15 protein-coding genes are annotated in these 17152 nt (G+C 73.3%); 10 read left to right on the top strand and 5 right to left on the bottom strand.

Annotated elements, in window-relative coordinates; genetic code table 11:
• Window positions 1-238 precede the first annotated feature (238 nt).
• On the top strand, window positions 239-436 hold the full coding sequence (locus tag RV983_RS03265) for a hypothetical protein (protein ID WP_475984234.1): 198 nt from the start codon (window positions 239-241) through the stop codon (window positions 434-436).
• Window positions 437-508: 72 nt separating this feature from the next.
• On the opposite strand, the gene RV983_RS03260 is transcribed toward RV983_RS03265, so the two are convergent.
• Window positions 509-1270: a class I SAM-dependent methyltransferase gene (locus RV983_RS03260; protein ID WP_475984233.1), complete on the bottom strand. Its 762-nt coding sequence runs from the start codon at window positions 1268-1270 to the stop codon at window positions 509-511.
• A gap of 259 nt (window positions 1271-1529) precedes the next feature.
• On the opposite strand from RV983_RS03260, the gene RV983_RS03255 reads away from it, so the two are divergent.
• Complete coding sequence (locus RV983_RS03255; protein ID WP_475984232.1) at window positions 1530-2798, top strand: MFS transporter; 1269 nt, start codon at window positions 1530-1532, stop codon at window positions 2796-2798.
• A 180-nt stretch (window positions 2799-2978) separates the two neighbouring features.
• Here the strand turns inward: RV983_RS03255 and RV983_RS03250 are convergent, their stop codons facing one another.
• Window positions 2979-3695 (bottom strand): SDR family oxidoreductase, encoded by a 717-nt coding sequence (locus RV983_RS03250; protein ID WP_475984231.1) that lies wholly within the window; start codon window positions 3693-3695, stop codon window positions 2979-2981.
• Between the two features lie 72 nt (window positions 3696-3767).
• Entirely contained in the window at window positions 3768-4628 is an 861-nt protein-coding gene (locus RV983_RS03245; protein ID WP_475984230.1) for a DUF427 domain-containing protein, read from the bottom strand.
• 137 nt (window positions 4629-4765) lie between these two features.
• Here RV983_RS03245 and RV983_RS03240 point away from each other — a divergent pair, with 137 nt between their 5' ends.
• The 4 genes from RV983_RS03240 to RV983_RS03225 all read left to right on the top strand — a co-directional run bounded on the left by RV983_RS03240 (window position 4766) and on the right by RV983_RS03225 (window position 11337).
• Window positions 4766-5359 (top strand): CGNR zinc finger domain-containing protein, encoded by a 594-nt coding sequence (locus RV983_RS03240; RefSeq protein ID WP_475984229.1) that lies wholly within the window; start codon window positions 4766-4768, stop codon window positions 5357-5359.
• Between the two features lie 71 nt (window positions 5360-5430).
• The gene (locus RV983_RS03235; RefSeq protein WP_475984228.1) at window positions 5431-6378 is read left to right on the top strand and encodes a glycosylasparaginase; all 948 of its coding nucleotides are present in this window, start codon (window positions 5431-5433) and stop codon (window positions 6376-6378) included.
• A gap of 303 nt (window positions 6379-6681) precedes the next feature.
• Complete coding sequence (locus tag RV983_RS03230; RefSeq protein WP_475984227.1) at window positions 6682-8016, top strand: PP2C family protein-serine/threonine phosphatase; 1335 nt, start codon at window positions 6682-6684, stop codon at window positions 8014-8016.
• 426 nt (window positions 8017-8442) lie between these two features.
• Window positions 8443-11337 (top strand): M4 family metallopeptidase, encoded by a 2895-nt coding sequence (locus RV983_RS03225; protein ID WP_475984226.1) that lies wholly within the window; start codon window positions 8443-8445, stop codon window positions 11335-11337.
• Between the two features lie 64 nt (window positions 11338-11401).
• On the opposite strand, the gene RV983_RS03220 is transcribed toward RV983_RS03225, so the two are convergent.
• Complete coding sequence (locus tag RV983_RS03220; RefSeq protein ID WP_475984225.1) at window positions 11402-12241, bottom strand: patatin-like phospholipase family protein; 840 nt, start codon at window positions 12239-12241, stop codon at window positions 11402-11404.
• Window positions 12242-12452: 211 nt separating this feature from the next.
• On the opposite strand from RV983_RS03220, the gene RV983_RS03215 reads away from it, so the two are divergent.
• From RV983_RS03215 to RV983_RS03205, 3 genes are read left to right on the top strand one after another with little or no spacing between them, the layout of a single operon-like run.
• Entirely contained in the window at window positions 12453-13394 is a 942-nt protein-coding gene (locus tag RV983_RS03215; protein ID WP_475990207.1) for a metal ABC transporter solute-binding protein, Zn/Mn family, read from the top strand.
• Entirely contained in the window at window positions 13391-14284 is an 894-nt protein-coding gene (locus tag RV983_RS03210; protein ID WP_475984224.1) for a metal ABC transporter ATP-binding protein, read from the top strand. Before RV983_RS03215 ends, RV983_RS03210 begins: the two co-directional genes overlap by 4 nt.
• Window positions 14285-14298: 14 nt before the next feature.
• Entirely contained in the window at window positions 14299-15168 is an 870-nt protein-coding gene (locus RV983_RS03205) for a metal ABC transporter permease (RefSeq protein WP_475990206.1), read from the top strand.
• Here the strand turns inward: RV983_RS03205 and RV983_RS03200 are convergent.
• Window positions 15095-15991: an alpha/beta fold hydrolase gene (locus RV983_RS03200; protein ID WP_475984223.1), complete on the bottom strand. Its 897-nt coding sequence runs from the start codon at window positions 15989-15991 to the stop codon at window positions 15095-15097. The two genes, RV983_RS03205 and RV983_RS03200, sit on opposite strands and share 74 nt — an antisense overlap.
• A gap of 265 nt (window positions 15992-16256) precedes the next feature.
• Between RV983_RS03200 and RV983_RS03195 the strand changes: the two genes are divergently transcribed.
• A complete protein-coding gene (locus RV983_RS03195) occupies window positions 16257-17150 on the top strand; it encodes a LysR family transcriptional regulator (RefSeq protein WP_475984222.1) in 894 nt (297 codons plus the stop codon).
• Window positions 17151-17152: the final 2 nt, after the last annotated feature.

Below are 17152 nucleotides of genomic sequence, written 5' to 3'. Positions count from 1 at the left end.
TGCACGAAGCCGGTCGCGGGCTCGTCCGGGCCGGGCGGGTCGGGGGAGAGCACACCGGAGCCGCGCAGGAAGCACGTCGCCTCGTTGGACGGGGGCGGCCAGCGGTCGGGCCGCCGTCACATGTCGGCGCCCGTCACCAACCGCGTACGGCCTGTGCCGCCTGGGTCGTCCCGAACTCGCCGCGGGCATCCTGCGCCGGGCGCACCGCGCGACCTCCGGCGCCCTGTGGGGCCAGGCGATGGAGGTGACCCCGGACGGCACCTATCGGGTCGCCGAACGCGGTGTCTCCAACCGCGAGAGCGTGGCCGCGGTCGCCGTCACCGAGGCCGTGCTCGCGGGCCTCTTCGGCATTGCCGCGGACGTGCTCCAGCCCGGTGTGCCACCCCTGGAGAACGCCTTCGGACGGCTCACCGGCGTCCGCGGGCCCGGAGCCTGACCCTCGCAGAACCTTCGGGAAGGGACACCCTCCGTTTCCCTTCCCGAAGGCGAACCACCGGTCCGCCGACCGTCACCCGGCCGCGCCGGCGGCCGGCCCCGGGGGCACCTCCAGAACGAACAGCAGGAAGCTCAGCTTGCGGTGGTGGAACTCGTCCGGGAACAGCTCGCGGGCGGCCGGATCGACCGTCGGCTCGCTCAGGACGGCCAAGCGGAAGCCGGCCGCGGTGAAGGCGCCGGTCATCGCCTGCAGCGACCTGCGCCAAAAGCGCATCGGAGCGGGCCGTCCCACCAGATAGCTCCATTCGTCGCTGTAGTCGGTGGTCGCGAAGTAGTCGGGCCTGGGATCCTGCACCATGTAGTCCACGAACGGGTGCTGGACCGACGCGATCAGCCGGCCGCCGGGCCGGAGCACGCGCCGCATCTCGGTCAGCGTCGGCCCCCAGTCCTCCAGGTAGTGCAGCACCAAAGACGCGACGGCATCGTCGAACGCACCGTCGGCGAACGGCAGCGGGTCGCTCAGGTCGCCCACGTGCAGGTCCGCCTCGGCGCCCAGCCGGCGCCGCGCCAGCTCCAGCATCCCGGCGCTGGAGTCGAGACCGGTGACGAGGGCACCCCGATCACGCAGCGCGGCGGACAGGGGCCCTGCCCCGCAGCCGGCGTCGAGGATCCGGCGGCCGGCCACGTCACCGGCCAGGGACAGCATCGCGGGCCGCTCGATCCAGGCGTTCACGAGACTGGTCTCGTTCTGGGCCGCGTACGACTCGGCGAAGCTGTCGTAGTCGTTCACCCGGGACGAGGGTGCGGGCTGCGCATGGTGCTCGGCTGGGGGCATGCTGCGGTCTCCGTCCGGTGGTCCCGGCAGGTCGCCGGGGCGTCGTGGCGTCGTTCTGGAGATCGACGCCGCTTCGGCGCACCCCGGTTCCGGGTGCCGTGCCCTTCCTGCCCTCGTGGCCGGTCCTGCTACGGTGACCGGCATGTTCCTCTCCCGTGCGTAGGACGTCGCGCCGACCGGGCCCGGTGGGTGCCGGTCATTCGATGTCCCCGCACGCCCGCGGCGCGCGCTCGCGCGCTGCCCATTCGAGGAACCTTCTGTGCACTCGTCCTCTCGCACACCGTCGTACTCCGCCGTGCTGCGGACCCACCATGCCTGCCGGACGTTCGGCGCGGCTCTGCTGGGCCGGCTCTCGTACGGGATGGTCTCCCTGGCGCTGATGCTCGCGATCAAGGGATCCACCGGTTCGTACGGGACCGCCGGCGCCGTCATGGCCCTGTTCGGCCTGACCAGTGTCTTTCTCTCCCCCGTGAGGGCCGCTCTGGTCGACCGGCACGGGCCGCGCCGGGCACTCACCCCGATGGCCTGCGCCTATGCGCTGTTCCTGGGCATGCTGGCCGGGGCCACCTGGAGGCCGGGCGCTCCCGGGCCGCTCCTGGCGCTCATGGCCGTCCTCGCCGGCAGTTGCACGCCGCCGCTGGGTCCCGTGATGCGCTCCGTGTGGAGCGCACTGATGCCCGATCAACAGTTGCGGCAACGGGCCTTCAGCCTGGACGCCGTGGCGGAGGAGATGCTGTTCGTCACCGGGCCCCTGCTGGTGGGCCTGCTGGTGGCACTGGCCACGCCCGCGGTCGCCGTCGCGGTCAGCGCCGCCCTGGTGCTCACCGGCACGCTCGCGTTCGTCTCGTCCCCCGCGGTCCGGACCGCGGGCGGACCGGTCGAGGAGCCGGGGGACAGCCCCGCGGCGAAAGCGTCGCGGTGGTGGGAGCCCGGTCCCGAGCTGGGTCGGGCGGCGGCGCTCGCGGCCGGTGCCGGCGTGTGCCTGGGAGCCCTGGACCTGCTGGTCGTGGCCGTCACCGAACGGCAGCACCAACCCGGAGCGGTCTCCTGGATCCTGGCGGCGCTCTCCGCGGGCAGCGCGGTCGGCGGGCTGGCCTATGGTGCGCGCTCCTGGCGCACCCCTGCCCGGAAGCGGTTGCCGATCCTCAGCGTGGGCATGGCACTGCCCATCGCCGCGGCCGGAATCTCCCCCGATCCGTGGGTCCTCGCGGCCGTGGTGACACTCGCGGGACTGTTCGTGGCACCGGCCCTGAGCACGGCCTATCTGATCGCCGACGAGTCCGCCGCCGCCGGAGCGCGCACCCAGGCCGGCGCCTGGGTGAACACGGCGATCAACGCCGGATCCGCGAGCGGGACAGCCGCGGTCGGCCTCGTGATCGGCCGGCTTCCCCTGGCACTGTGTTTCGTGCTCGCCGTGACGCCTGCCCTGGCGGCGGCGGCCACGGTGTGGAACCGGGTGCGCCGGCCGGCGGCGTACGCGTCCACCGCGCAGCCGCCGGTCCGCACACCCACGTCTGCCACCGAGTGACGGCCCGGCCCGGTCGCCGCGCGCGGTCTCCAAGGCGTACCGCTACGGCGGCCGTTGCGGCTTGATACCGCCTGTGTGCACGCGGGGGCCGGGGAGCGCGTGGTGCGCGTTGCGGCGACGCTCTTGCCCGGTGACCGGGCCGGCCGGTGGGAAGTGTGGACCGGCCCGTGCGGGCGCCGGTCAGACGAGGGGCTGCCCACCGTCGACGGGCAGGGAGACGCCGGTCATGAAGGTATTGGTCATCAAGAAGACCGCCGCCTGGGCGACGTCCTCGGTGGTGCCGATACGCCCGACGGGATTGGCGGCGGACAGACGGGCGAAGAAGTCGCTCTTCTTCCGGTCGCCCAGCGCGTCCCACGCGCCGGTGTCGACGGTGCCGGGGGAGATGGCGTTGACGCGGATCGGGGCGAGTTCGACCGCCAGGGAACGGGTGATGGTGTCGACCGCGCCGTTGGTCGCGGCGACCCCGATGAAGCCGGGGTCGGGCTCCAGGGCGGCGACACCGGAGAGCAGGACGAACGAGCCGTCCGCCGGCATCCGGGACGCGAAGTGCTTGGCCAGCATGATCGGCCCGACGGCCTTGGTGCGGAAGGACAGCACGATCGCCTCGGGGCTCAGCTCGCCGACCAGGCCGCGGGCGCGCGCCGAGGCCGCGGAGACGATGTGATCGACGGCTCCGAGGTCCTCGGCCAGGGCCGCGATCGACGCCTCGTCGGTGAGGTCGACGTGCCGCACCGTCACGCCGGAGTCGCGGTAGGCCTCTTCGAGGCCGGTCACGCTACGGCCGGCGGCCACGACACGTGCGCCCTCGGCGAGTGCCGCGTCGGCGATCGCCCGGGCGATCCCGCTGCCGCGGCCGACCACGAGCACCGTCCGGTCCTTGAGGGATGTGGGCATGGGGATCTCCTTCGACGGTGACGCCCGGCAGCGGAGCGGGCGGACGGGACGGACGGGGGCGAGTCGCCGGGGTCAGGCGCCGCGCACCTCGGTGGCGTCCAGGCCGCGGTCGACCCCGTGGGGGATGACCTGCTGGCCGGGTTCGAGGGCGAGCCGCTTGCCGTCGAGCAGCACCTCGACCTGGTCCGGTTCGAACGAGACAAGCCCGCTGACCCGTCCGACCTGCGCGTAGGCGTCGCGGTACGACCACGCGGCCTTCCGTGAGCCGTCGATGTCGTAGTAGTCGGCGAGGCCCTTGTAGGGGCAGAACGTCTGTCCCTCGACGGGGGTCAGCGCCGTCTCGTCGATGTCGGCGCGCGGGACGTACCAGCGGGGCGCGAACCCGGATTCGTACAGCGCCACCGGATGCTCCGAGCGGGCCACGACGCGGCCCCCGGAGCGCACCTCCAGGGTGCGGGAGGTGTCGCGGATGTCGATGCGGTGGTAGGCGTCGGCGGCGTGCCCGAGGATGCGTTCGTCCTCCTCGTAGAAGGCGTCCATCGCCCGCCAGGCGAAGGCGACGCGCCCCTTGAGCTCGCTCGCGTGCTGGGGGAGGGCGGTCAGTTCCCATGCGGCGCGCTCGGTCTGCCGGTCGCCGGCCCGGACCGTGAACCAGGAGGTCTCGCCGAGGTCCTGGTGCCGGGTGGTGCGGTCGGTGGGGAGCAGCGCGTCATCCCGGACGTCGGCCCGCGGGAAGTAGGCCACCGGATAGCGGCCGGGCTCGTGGAGCAGGACCACGTCCTCGCTGTCGGCGATCCACTCGTCCGCGTACCGGACCCTCATGCGGCGGCGGAGCCGTTCGGCGAACAGCATCCGCTCGGGCAGGGGCTCCGGGACCAGGAAGCGTCCGATCCTGGCGGTGGAGAGCGGTCCTTGCTGCCATGACAGTCCCATGGCGGTCCCTCTTCCATGCTCGATGACTAATGTCTCAATCGACCGTAGTTCCATTAGCCTATGAGGGCAACACTTCGCGATCTGATGCGAATGTGTGCTGTCTGGACCTCGCCGCGGCTAATGGGTAGCATCAATATGTGAGCATTCAAGTAAGCCTCGAGGAGCTTCAGGCCGCGGGCTTCCCCATGGGGGGCGAGCCCCTGGTCGCCGTGGATCTCGCCGACACTTTGATGACGGTCGCCGAGCCGCCTGTCGACCTCATCGAGCCTTCCGCGGCCGCGGCCGCCTGGTGGGACATCCAGTCGCGCCGGCTTCCCCCGGGCCCGGCCCCGGCCCCGATGGCGACGCGCAGACTCCGCGCCGCGATCCGGGAGGCGCTGGACGCCCACCTGGAGGACCGGCCCGCGGACGCCGCCGCCGTGGACGACATCAACGCCGCGGCCTCGTCGGTGCCCGCCAGCCCGCGCCTGGTCGTCACCGGCGACGGGCCGCGCGCCGCCACCCGCCGGCACACCGAGCACGGCGGGAACGCCGCACTCGCCGCGATCGCCGGCGAGGCCATCGCGCTGCTGGGCAGCCCCGACCGGCTCCGGTTGCTGCGGCGCTGCGCCAACCCCGAGTGCTCGATGCTGTTCCTCGCCGAGAACCCGCGACGCAAGTGGTGCACGAGCAACATCTGCGGCAACCGCGCCCGCGTTGCGCGCCACTACGCGCGCACCCACGTGGGGTGACCCTTGTCCGGCGCCCCGGCAGGCGGTGATCATGAGGCACCACGCGACCACCGCAGGCGAAGGGTTGACCCATGGTGAGCACAATCATCATCGGAAGCGAGCGCAGCGAGACCGGTCTGCCGGCCGGGATGGAGGTCCTGCGGAGGGGCGGCTCCGCGCTGGACGCCGTCGAAGCGGCGATGCGCCGCTGTGAGGACGACCCCGCCGACCACTACGTCGGCACCGGCGGACTCCCCAACGCGCAGGGCGTCGTCGAGCTCGACGCGTCGGTGATGCTCGGCTCCGACCGCCGCTTCGGCGCGGTCGGCGCGCTGCGGGGATACCCGAACGCGATATCGGTGGCCCGTGCGGTGCTGGAACGGCTGCCGCAGCACTGCCTGCTGGTCGGCGACGGTGCCGCGCTCTTCGCCCGGGAGAACGGGTTCGCCCCCGCCGAACTGCTGACGGACGAGGCCCGCGCCCTGTGGCGTGAGCAACTGCTCACGGCCGTCGACTCGGTGGAGGGGGAGAACACCGCGGCGGCGGACGGCGACCACCGCTACCGGCGCGCGGCGCTGGACCTGGTGCGCCGGATGGCCCCGCACGAGGGACCGTGGGGGACGGTCAACATCATCGCGCTGGACGGGCACGGCGAGCTGTGTGTCGGGGTCTCCACCTCGGGCTATCCGTTCAAGTACCCCGGAAGGGTCGGCGACTCCGCCGTCCCCGGCGCGGGCAACTGGTGCGATCTGCGGGGCGGCGGGGCCGCCTGCACCGGGCGCGGCGAACTGAGCATGCGCGGCGGCACCGCGCGGACCGTCGTGGACCTGCTGGCCGTGGGCAAGGAGCCCTCCGACGCCTGCCGCATCGCGCTTCAGGAGACCGCGGACCTGCCCGACGACTACCGCGCCGAGCTGCGGGCCCTGGCCCTCACGCCCGACGGCCGGCACGGCGGCGCGGCCGGCCAGGACGGCAGCGTCTACGCGGTGATGACCGACAGCTCGACCGGCCCGGAACTGCGCCCCCGCCGCGTGGCATGAGGCCGTCCGGGGAGCCCGCCCCACGTGCCGTGGGCCATGCCGGTGATGTCCCGGGCCACCCCGACTGGCCTGTTCCGCGCCCATGTGCAGGGCCGGTGTCGTCCCCTCCGGGACGCCCGCGGCCGCCGGCCGGCGGCCGCCGTTTCCGGGCGTACCGGCGCGTGCCGCCACCCCGATGGCGGTGCGGTGCGCGGTGGCGGACCGCGGGGGCACCTCCGAAGCTTTTGTTCTGCGTCGTGGTGTCTGGTGGTGTCGTGTGCGGTTCCTGCCGTTGTCGGATCGTCGTGGGCGAGTGTCGCTGCTATGGGTGAGGTGAGTGGCGCCGGGCGGGACGCCGGCGAAATGGGCCGCGCGTGGTTCCCGCTGGATCCGGGCCTGGAACGGATCTCGTCGGAGCTGAACGACCTGGCGCGGGCCCAGCGCAGACTGCAGCTGCTGATGGCGGCGATGCTGGCGATCAGCCGCGAGCTCGACCTGGAAGTCGTGCTGTCCCGCATCGTGTCGGCCGCGGTGGACGTGGTCGGAGCGCGCTACGGGGCGCTCGGCGTGCTCGATGCCAAGCGCGAGGGCCTGGCCGAGTTCCTGACCGTCGGCCTGGACGACGTCGAGAAGGAACGCCTGGCCGGTACCGAACTTCCGCGCGGCCGCGGTCTGCTCGGCTATCTGATCCACCACCCCGAACCGCTGCGCGTGGCCGACATCGCCCGGCACGCGGAGTCGGTCGGCTTCCCGCCGGGCCACCCGAAGATGCGGACGCTGCTCGGAGTGGCCATCAGCGTGCACCAGCAGGTCTACGGCAACCTCTACCTGTCCGAGCGCCTCGACGGCGGCCCCTTCGACGAGTCCGACGAGGCGATGCTGGTGGCACTGGCCGGTACGGCCGGCGTCGCCATCGAGAACGCCCGCCTCTTCGAGCGCGTCCGCGATCGCAACGAGGAGTTCCAGCGACTCTTCCTGCCCGGGCTGCCCGACCTGCGTCCGGTCGAGGCGGCCGCCGTCTACCGTCCCCCCGTGCAGCCGGAGCACATCGGCGGCGACTGGTACGACGCCGTCCTGCTGCCCGACGGCTCCTGCGCCGCCGTCGTCGGCGACGTCGCCGGGCACGACCTGCGGGCCGCCGCCGCGATGGCCCAGACGCGCAGCATGCTGCGTGCGCTGCTCTACGAACTGCGCACGCCGCCCAGCGCCGTCCTCTCCCGCCTGGACAGCACGCAGGACGCCTTCGACGAGCAGAGCGTGACCACCGCCTGCCTGGTCCGCATCGAGACCAGGGGCCCGGACGCGTGGACCCTGCACTGGAGCACGGCCGGCCACCCGCCGCCGCTGCTCGTCACCCCGGACGGCCACGCCCGCTACCTGGCCCCCGAGCCGGACCTTCCCCTCGGCGTGGACATCTCCCAGCGCCGGCACGACCACGCGCACCGCCTCGAACCCGGCTCCACGGTCGTGCTGTACACCGACGGGCTGGTCGAGCACCGCGACGTACCCGTCGACATCGGCCTGAGGGCCCTCGCGCAACTCGCCTCGGCCAACTTCCACCTGCCGGTCGACCGGTTCTGCGCGGTCGTCGCCGACCAGCACCCGAGCGACGGCCACGACGACCTGGCCGTCCTGGCCCTGCGCACCCCGACGGACTGACGCGATCCGCTTCCCCGGCGTCGCGTGCGACCGGTGTGTCCCGCGTGTCCCGCGCGTCTGCACCCGTGTGCCCCGGGAGGCCGGTCGCGGCACGGCCGTTCATGGCCCAGCCTTCGACCGCCCGCGGTAGCTGGTGGGGGAGGCCATCAGGCCCCTTCGCGGCCTTGTCGCCTCGCAGCCTCGCCGCCACAGTCGCGCGGGCGCACCGCCGGTCGCGGCATGGACGGCGGCCCGAGCACCGGAGCCCGGTGGCCACCGGTACTTCGCACCTGTGCAATTGCGCGTACTCCTAACGGATCTTCTCTTGTCATGTGCGCGTGAGGCGACGAAGGTCGTGGACGAGCCGCGGGCGCGATGGTGCGCCGAGCATCGGATGTCCCACTACCGGGCCCGGGGTCGTGCCGGGCCGTCGGAGGCACGTTTTCCATGTCATCTCGTACACGGCGCAGGCCCGTTCACAGACCCGGCCGCGCCGGCCTGGCCGCTCTGCTCGCCGTCACCACGGCGCTGGGTGTGGCCGGCCTGACGTCTCCCGTACACGCCGCGGAAGCGGGACCGGCCGCCCCGGCCGGCTCGGAGCCGACTCCCGATACGGCGACTCCCGCGCTGGTCGAGGGGCTTGACGACGCGGTGGACGCGTCGGCCCCGGCCGCGGAGGCCGCCCGGTCGCATCTTGCCGGGCACCAGGAGCGGTACCGGATTCCCGCACCGGACCGGGACCTGGTCACGGACTCGGTGACGACGGAGGCCGACGGCACGGAGACCGTGCGGCTGGGCCAGAAGTTCCGCGGCGTGCCGGTACTCGGCGCGCAGTACGTGGTGCGCATGACGCACCGGGACGGGAAGCGGACCGTCACCGGCACCTCCGGTGCCTACTTCACCTCCCTGGACGTCGACACCGCCCGGCCCGCCCTCCCGGCGGCCACCGCCGTCGAGCGCGCCGTCCGGGAGATCCGGTCCGGGCTCGCCCGCGGCGGATACCGCCCCGCCCACTCCCGGTCCGCCGCGGACGACCTGGCCGGCACCGACCGCGGTCTGACCGTCCTGCCGGTCGGCAAGGGCGTCCTCGCCCGCCACATCACCGTGCGCGGCACCGACCCCGCCAGCCGCACACCGCTCGTCCAGGAGGTGTACGTCGACGCCGCCACCGGCGTCACGCTCTTCGAGTCCGGCGGCCTCCCCACCTTCGCTGCACCGGCCCGGGCCGCCGCCGTCCACACCGAGGGCACGTCGATGCGGCCCGGCAAGCCGGCCACGCCCGGCGCCGGTTCGGGGAGCGTGACCGGCAGCGGCACCCTCCTGGGCGGCAGCACCGTGCCGCTGTACCTGACCAAGGACGCCGCCACGGGCCAGTACCTGCTGCGCGACACCGCGCACATGGCGGGCAGCAAGCAGCACGGCGTCATCCAGACCTGGGACGCCTCCAGCCTCTGGTACCAGGACGTCTCCGGCGCATGGCCGGAGGGCGTCGTCCCGTTCGCCTCGCCCACGCCGAAGGTGGGCCCCGAGTTCACCGCGACCGGAGCGGTGGACGCGCACTGGGCGGCGGGGCAGGTGTACGACTTCTACCGCGACACCTTCAAGCGCGACAGCCTCGACGGCAAGGGCATGACCATCAACTCCCTCGTCGGCGTGACGGACTTCGGCTCCCCGTTCGTCAACGCCTTCTGGGACCACACGAAGATGGTCTACGGCACCGGCGACGACGAGTACCGCTCGCTCGCCTCCGATCTCGACGTGGTCGGCCACGAGATGACCCACGGCGTGGTCGAGCACACCGCCGACCTCGTCTACGCGGGCCAGTCCGGCGCGATGAACGAGGCGATCGCCGACTACTTCGGCAACACCATCGACGTCACCGTCAACCACACCCCGATGACCGACCCCGACGCGGGCCTCATCGGCGGCGACCTCTGCCGTACCCGCACGCCGAGGCAATGCGCGTTCCGCGACCTCAACGACGGTGCCACCACGGCCAAGTTCCTCGGCCTGCCGCTCGGCTCCGCGTCCGACAACGGTGGCGTGCACGTGAACTCCACCATCTTCAGCGGCGCCCTGTGGGACATCCGCGAGCGCCTGGGCGGCGCGCTCGCCGACCGCATCGTCTACCGCGCACTGACCTCCTACATCGCCCCGCTCGACGGGTTCGACGAGGGCCGGGACGCGGTCGTCGCCGCGGCCCGGTCGCTCGGCGTCAAGGGCAGCCAACTGGCCGTCGTCAAGGGCGCCTTCGACGCCCACGGCATCGTCCCCGGTTGGGAGAAGTCCCTCGGCCTCGACAGCGACGTCCTCATGGGCCGGGTCGGCACCCTGATGTCGTACACCGGCAGCGGCAACAACCCCAGCGCGGGCAACGGCTGGTGGGCGGCGCCGAAGTCCAGCGCCGACAGCCTGGCCCCGTACGCCGTCTGGGTCGGCCGCACCGACGGCTCCGGCAAGCCCCGCCAGGTCTCCCCGAACGACGGCCGCTCCCACCTCAGCCCCGTCACCGACGGCAAGCGCGTGGTCTGGGTGGCCGTCGGTGACCTCGTCTCCCCTGACGATCCCTACACCCGCACCTACGACATCCTGGCCGCGCCCGTCACCGGCGGTAAGCCGAAGACACTCTTCAGCACCACGTCCGAGATCGGCGGCCTCAGCGTCGACGGCGACACGGTGGCGTGGTCGTACCGCGAGCAGTCGTCCGGTCGCCTGCGGGTCTTCTACCTCAAGGGCGGCGCCACCGTCCCGCGGCAGGTCCCGCTCGGCCGCCAGGAGAACCAGGCCTCCGAGCCGGCGGTGCACGACGGCCGCATCGCGTACATCCAGGACGGCCTGTTCGACGGCGTCTACGGTGTCGCCGTCGAGGTGTACGACATCGCGGCAGGCACCACCACGATGCTGGGCGCACCCTCGCAGCCGGAGTGGATCAGCACGCCGGTCGTCACCTCCTCCGGGGTCTACTGGATCATCGACACCGACTACACCGACGACGACCTGACCACGCTGCGCCGGGCCGACTTCGACGGCTCCCATGTCACCGACCTGATCCCGGAGAAGAGCGCGCACCCGGTCCGGGCCTTCGGCCTGACCGCCTCGGACTCCGCGGTCACCCTCACGGTGTACGCGTCCTGGGGCCAGGTCTTCGACGACTACAACGACTCCCTGGCCAAGCTCTACCAGTTCACCCCGCGGGGCGCCCCGCTCGGCCGGGTCTCGTGCAGCCACGGCCAGCAGGCCAACGCGGCGGCCGACACCGGCAAGCGCGTCGTGTGGCTGGACACCACGACCACCGACACCGATCTCGTGACCCGCAACCGTCCGGCGGGCATCTGCTCCTGACCGTCCCCACTCCACCGGGCCCCCGCAGCGACACGTCGCTGCGGGGGCCCGGTGCTGTGCTCCGTCAACGGCTCCATGGGAGCCGGAGCGCGCGTCCCTGCGCGCGTCCCGCCTCAGCGGCCGGCCGGCGCGTGGAGGGGTCCAGCGGGTTCGCGCCGATCGCCGCGAGCGACGCCTCGTCCGGCTCGACGACCGCGACCCTGGCGCCGCCGGCGCGCAGATCGCGGACGGCCTGCTCCAGGGGCACCTCGGTGGGGAACAGGTCGGTGCTTCCCAACGGCACCAGCACCAGGACGCGGGAGGCGCCCTCCGCGTAGTCGGCGTTGGCGGCGGACCGCACGCCGCCGTCGATGTAGCGGCGCCCGTCGATCGTGGCGGGCGGCCAGACGCCGGGCACGGCGCAGCTCGCCGTGACGGCGTCGACCAGGCTCACCTCCGACGTACCGTCGAAGACGTACGGCTCCCCGGTCAGGGCCTCCACGGCGACGATCCTGAGCGCGCGGCCGGGCCACGCGTGCGACGGCAGGCGGGACTCGATGACCTCGCGGCGTACCTCCTCCGCCACGGTCCCGGCGCCCAGCGCGAACCTGCCTGCCGCGCGCCGCATGTCGGCGATGCCGGTGGCACCCCGCAGCGCCCCGCCGATCCGCTCGCCGAGGGTCGCCAGGTCCACGTCGACCATGATCTCCGCGGCCTGCAGCCCCGGTTCGGTCTGCCGGGCGTAGAGCTCCTCCAGGGGGAGCCCGCTGCCCAGTTGCGCGGCGACGGTCGCACCCGCCGACGTCCCCACGATCACATCGGCCCCGGAGACGTCCTGACCCGCGTCCGCGAGCCCGGCCAGCAGTCCGGTGAGCCATGCGATCCCGGCGACGCCACCGCCGCCGAGTACCAGCGCCTCGGTCATGTCCCGCCCTCTCGTCGTGTCGGGGTGTCGAGAAACCCCGACCCATCCTCCACCCATGGCCCGCGGCCGGTGCGGGGCAGGGGGCCGGGCGGCGGGGAACGGCTTATCGAAAATGAAAACCATTTGTGTATAGTCCTCGCCAGAGCCCGCCACGGAACGCGCCTTGGCCGGGCCGCCACCCCTTTCCAGCACGTCGGAGGAATCCATGTCCCTGCCCAAGTCCCCGTCCCGGCCCCTTGTTCTGAGCGCCGGACTCTGCCTCGCGGCCCTCGTCGCCGGGTGCGGCACCACGTCGGGCACCGCATCGCCGGCGGTCCCGTCCCCGGACTCGGCGTCGTCCGTGAACGTGCCCGTGGTCGCCACCACGAACGTCTACGGGGACATCGCCCACCGCATCGGCGCCGGGCGGGTCACCGTCACCTCGATCATCAGCAGCCCCGACCAGGACCCGCACTCCTACGAGGCGGGCACGCAGAACCAGTTGGCCCTGTCGAAGGCCAAGGTCGTGATCGAGAACGGCGGCGGCTACGACGACTTCGTCGACCGGATGCTGCGCAGCGCCGGCAACGGCTCCGCCCATGTGATCAACGCGGTGAAGGTGTCGGGGAAGACCGCGCCGCCCGGCGGCGAGCTCAACGAGCACGTCTGGTACGACTTCCCCTCGGTCGCCGGGATCGCCGACGAGATAGCCGGGGCGCTCGCCGAGGCCGACCCGGCGGGCGCGAGCGGCTACACGGCCAACGCCGAGGCGTTCAAGGCGCAGTTGAAGCCGCTGATGGCGAAGGAGGCCGGCATCAAGGCCGCGCACGGCGGCGAGGCGGTGGCCATCACCGAGCCGGTGCCGCTGTACCTGATCGAGGCGAGCGGCCTGCGCAATGCGACACCCCCGGACTTCAGCGAGGCCGTCGAGGAGGGCGACGACGTATCCCCGCGGACGCTTCAGGAGACGCTGGCCCTGTTCACCGGGAAGAAGGTGAAGGCGCTGGTCTACAACGAGCAGACCTCGGGCCCGCAGACCCAGAAGGTCCAGGAGGCGGCGCAGGCCGCCGGGATTCCCGTCGTCCCCGTCACCGAGACGCTGCCGCGGGGCAAGGACTACCTCGGCTGGATGACCGCCAACGTCGACGCCCTCGCCGACGCGCTGGGCGCATGAGCGGCCCGGCCGCGGCCCGCATCCCCCCGGCCCGCCTGGGCCGTGCCCCGAGTGGTGACAGCGGCGGCGACTCCGGCGCGGCACCGGTGATCAGCCTGCGCGGTGGCGCACTCGCCTACGGCTCCCGTGTGCTGTGGGAGGGGCTGGACCTCGACGTGCGCCCCGGTGAGTTCCTGGCCGTCCTCGGCCCCAACGGAGCCGGCAAGACCAGTCTGGTACGGGCGCTGCTGGGCCAACGGGCTTTGTCCGCCGGGACGTTGACGATCCTCGGCGAACCCCCGCGCAGCGGCAGCCGGCACATCGGCTACATCCCGCAGCAGGCCGCGTTGTCCGCGCAGACCATGCTGCGGGCCCGGGACCTGGTGCGGCTCGGCATCGACGGCCACGTCTTCGGGCCGCGCCGGGGCCGCGCGGTGCGCCGCCACGTGGACGAGGTGCTGCGCTCCGTCGGGGCGGACGCCTACGCGGACGAGCCGGTCGGTCTGCTCTCGGGCGGCGAGCGGCAGCGCGTACGGGTCGCCCAGGCGCTGGCCGGCGATCCGCGGATCCTGCTGTGCGACGAGCCGCTGCTCTCCCTGGACCTGCACCACCAGCGGGCGGTGACCGGGCTCGTCGACGCCCGGCGCCGTTCGCACGGCACCGCGGTGGTGTTCGTGACCCACGAGATCAACCCGGTGCTGGGCGCGGCCGACCGCGTCCTCTACCTCGCCCGCGGCGGCCACCGCGCCGGGCCCCCGGACGAGGTGCTGACCTCGGACTCGCTGTCCCGGCTGTACGGGACCCGGGTCGACGTCGTCCGCGTCGGCGGCCGCGTCACGGTCGTCGGCGCCCCCGACGAGGCGGCCGGCCCTCCCCATCACGCCGAACTGCCCGAAGAGACACGGAGATGACCGACATGACAGGCGTGACACTCGCCGACGGCCTGTGGCAGCAGGTCTTCGTCTTCGACCACTACGGCGAACTCCTGCCGCTGGTCCGCAACTCCCTGGTCGCCGGGGCCGTGATCGGCCTGGTCGGCGGCCTGGTGGGGGTCTTCGTCATCATGCGGGACCTGCCGTTCGCCGTGCACGGGATCAGCGAACTGTCCTTCGCCGGGGCCTCGGGCGCCCTGCTGCTGGGAGTGAACGTGGTGGCGGGCTCGATCGTGGGCTCCCTGGCGGCGGCCGGCGCGATCGGCGTGCTCGGCGCGCGGGCCCGGGAGCGCAACTCGGCGATCGGCATCATCATGCCCTTCGGGCTCGGCCTGGGGGTGCTCTTCCTCGCGCTCTACAAGGGCCGGGCGGCCAACAAGTTCGGCCTGCTCACCGGGCAGATCGTGGCCGTCGACACCCCGCAGACGACCTGGCTGACCGTCGCGTCCGCGCTCGTCCTGGTCGCCCTGGCGCTCATGTGGCGGCCGCTGACGTTCGCCAGCGCGGACCCGGAGGTGGCGGCCGCCCGGGGCGTGCCGCTGCGCGGGCTCTCCCTCGCCTTCATGCTCGCCCTGGGGGTGGCGGTCGCGCTGTCGGTGCAGATCATCGGGGCGCTGCTGGTCCTCACCCTTGTTGTCACCCCCGCGGCCGCGGCGGCTCGTGTGACCGCCTCGCCGGTCCTGCTGGCGGTGCTGAGCGCGGGATTCGCGATCCTCTCGATCGAGGGCGGCATCCTCCTCGCGCTGGGCAGCACCATTCCCATCAGCCCCTATGTCACGACGATCTCGTTCACGATCTACGGGTGCTGCCGTCTGGCGGGCCGTCGGCGCCCGCGGCGGGCAGTCCGTCCCAGAACGCTGTGAGGGCGGCCGCGGTGGCAGCCGGCTGCTGGAGGTTGGGCGAGTGCTCCGCGTCCGCCACGACGGTCCGGTGGGCGCCGAGCCGGCGGGCCATGTCCGCGAGGAGGTCCGGCGCCCAGGCATCGTCCCGGTCCCCGTACAGGACGTGCACCGGCAGCGCCGTGACGGTGGCCAGCTCTGCCGTCCGGTCGGGCTCATCGAGCAGCCGGGCACCGGCGACGCGGAGTTGCACCGGGCTGTTGCGCAGCCAGCGCTGCCGCAGGAGCCCGGTGTCGGCCGGTGACGCGACCGCCGGCTTGAGCTGCTGCATCACATCCCAGATCTGCTGCATCGTCATGGTCGCCAGGGCGTCGATGAGCAGCTTCAGCAGCGACCCGCGCTCCTCGCCGACCTCCGCGGGCCCGGACGACATCAGCGTGAGGGAGAGGAACGGACGGCGGTCGGTGAGGACGGCGGCGCGGGCGACCTGTCCGCCCATCGAGTGGCCGAGCAGGTGCACGGGCGTGGCCAGGGCCTCCGCCTGCGCCAGGACGTCGGCCACCAGGGCCTCCCGCGCGTACGCGGACTCCTCGTCCGGGCCGGTCGTCCCGTCCTGGCCGCGGCCGTCGACGGCGACCGCGCGGTAACCGGCGTCCACCACGGCGCGCAGCAGGGGTATGAACTCGTCCTTGCTGCCGGTGTAGCCGGGCAGCAGCAGGACGGTTCCGCGTACCGGGGTCTCGGGAGCGGCCTCCAGGGCGGCGAACTCACCCCGCCGGGTCGGCAGCGTCGTACGGCGGGCCCCGTGCGGCAGGGCGAAGACGGACAGCGTTGTTTCGTCGTGCATCCGCGAAGCCTATGCGCCCGGTTTCGCGCCGTTCGTACGGGCCGTGCCCCCGCGGATGCCGGTGTGCCGGTCGCGGCGGCACCGGCATCCGCGGGCGCCGACACGGCCGGCGCCGGTGCGCTCGTCAGCCAGCGGGCCGGCCGTAGGCGAATGCGCAGGTCCACGACAGCCCGGACCGGCGAGTACGATGATCACGGGTACGGGTCATCTCCCGCGGAGATGACCTGCCAGGGCCCGGGACGCGCGAAGACGGTGGTGGGCGCGGATGGATCTGCGGCAGATGGAAGTGGCCGTCGCCGTGGCCGAGGAGGGCGGGTTCACCGCGGCGGCACGGCGGCTGCACGTGGTGCAGTCCGCCGTGTCCAGCACGGTGCGCGCCCTGGAGAAGGAGCTCGGCAGCCCGCTCTTCGACCGCACGACGCACCGCGTCTCGCTCACACCGGCCGGTGAGGCCTTCGTGCCCGCGGCGCGGACGGCGCTGCGGGCCGCGGCCGACGCACGGGCGGCGGTCGACGCGCTGCGGGGCGAGCTGCGGGGCCTGGTCACCGTCGGCACGATGCAGGGGGTGTGGGCCGGACTGCACCATGCCCTCGCCAGCCTGCGCAGGGACCATCCCGGTGTCAGCGTCCGGCTGCGGCAGGCGGCCGTGGCCGACATCCGGCAGGCGCTGCGGGCAGGGACCGTCGACCTGGCCGTCGTCGCGCTCGCCCGCGAACAGCAGCGGGGACTGGTGACCCGCCTGCTGTCGCGTGAGGACATGCTGCTCGTGTCCTCGCCCGCGCGCGCCTTCGCCGACGAGGACGAGGTGTCCCACGCCGAGGTGGCCCGGCTGCCGTTCGTCGACTTCTCGCCGGGGTGGGCGGTCCGCTATGCGGTCGACCGCTCGTTCCGCGCCGCCGGCGTGGAACGAGCGACCGCCTACGAGGTGAACGACATCGTCGCCGCCTCCGAGCTGGTCCGCCACGACCTGGGCGTCAGCATCATGCCCGCGTCGATCGCCGCCCGGTTCCCCGGCCTGGCGCTGCGGCGGTTCACCCACCACATCCCGGCCTGGAAGGTGATGGTGGTCCGGCCGCAGGGTGAGCCGTCCCCGGCCGTCGAGGCACTGCTGCGGCACATCGCGCCCACCGCCGCGGCGGAGAGCGCCGGGCGGGGATGACA

The sequence above is a fragment of the Streptomyces sp. RLA123 genome (assembly GCF_056270165.1).
Note: the sequence above shows the minus strand (reverse complement) of the source record. Positions and strands in the feature narration are given on the sequence as shown.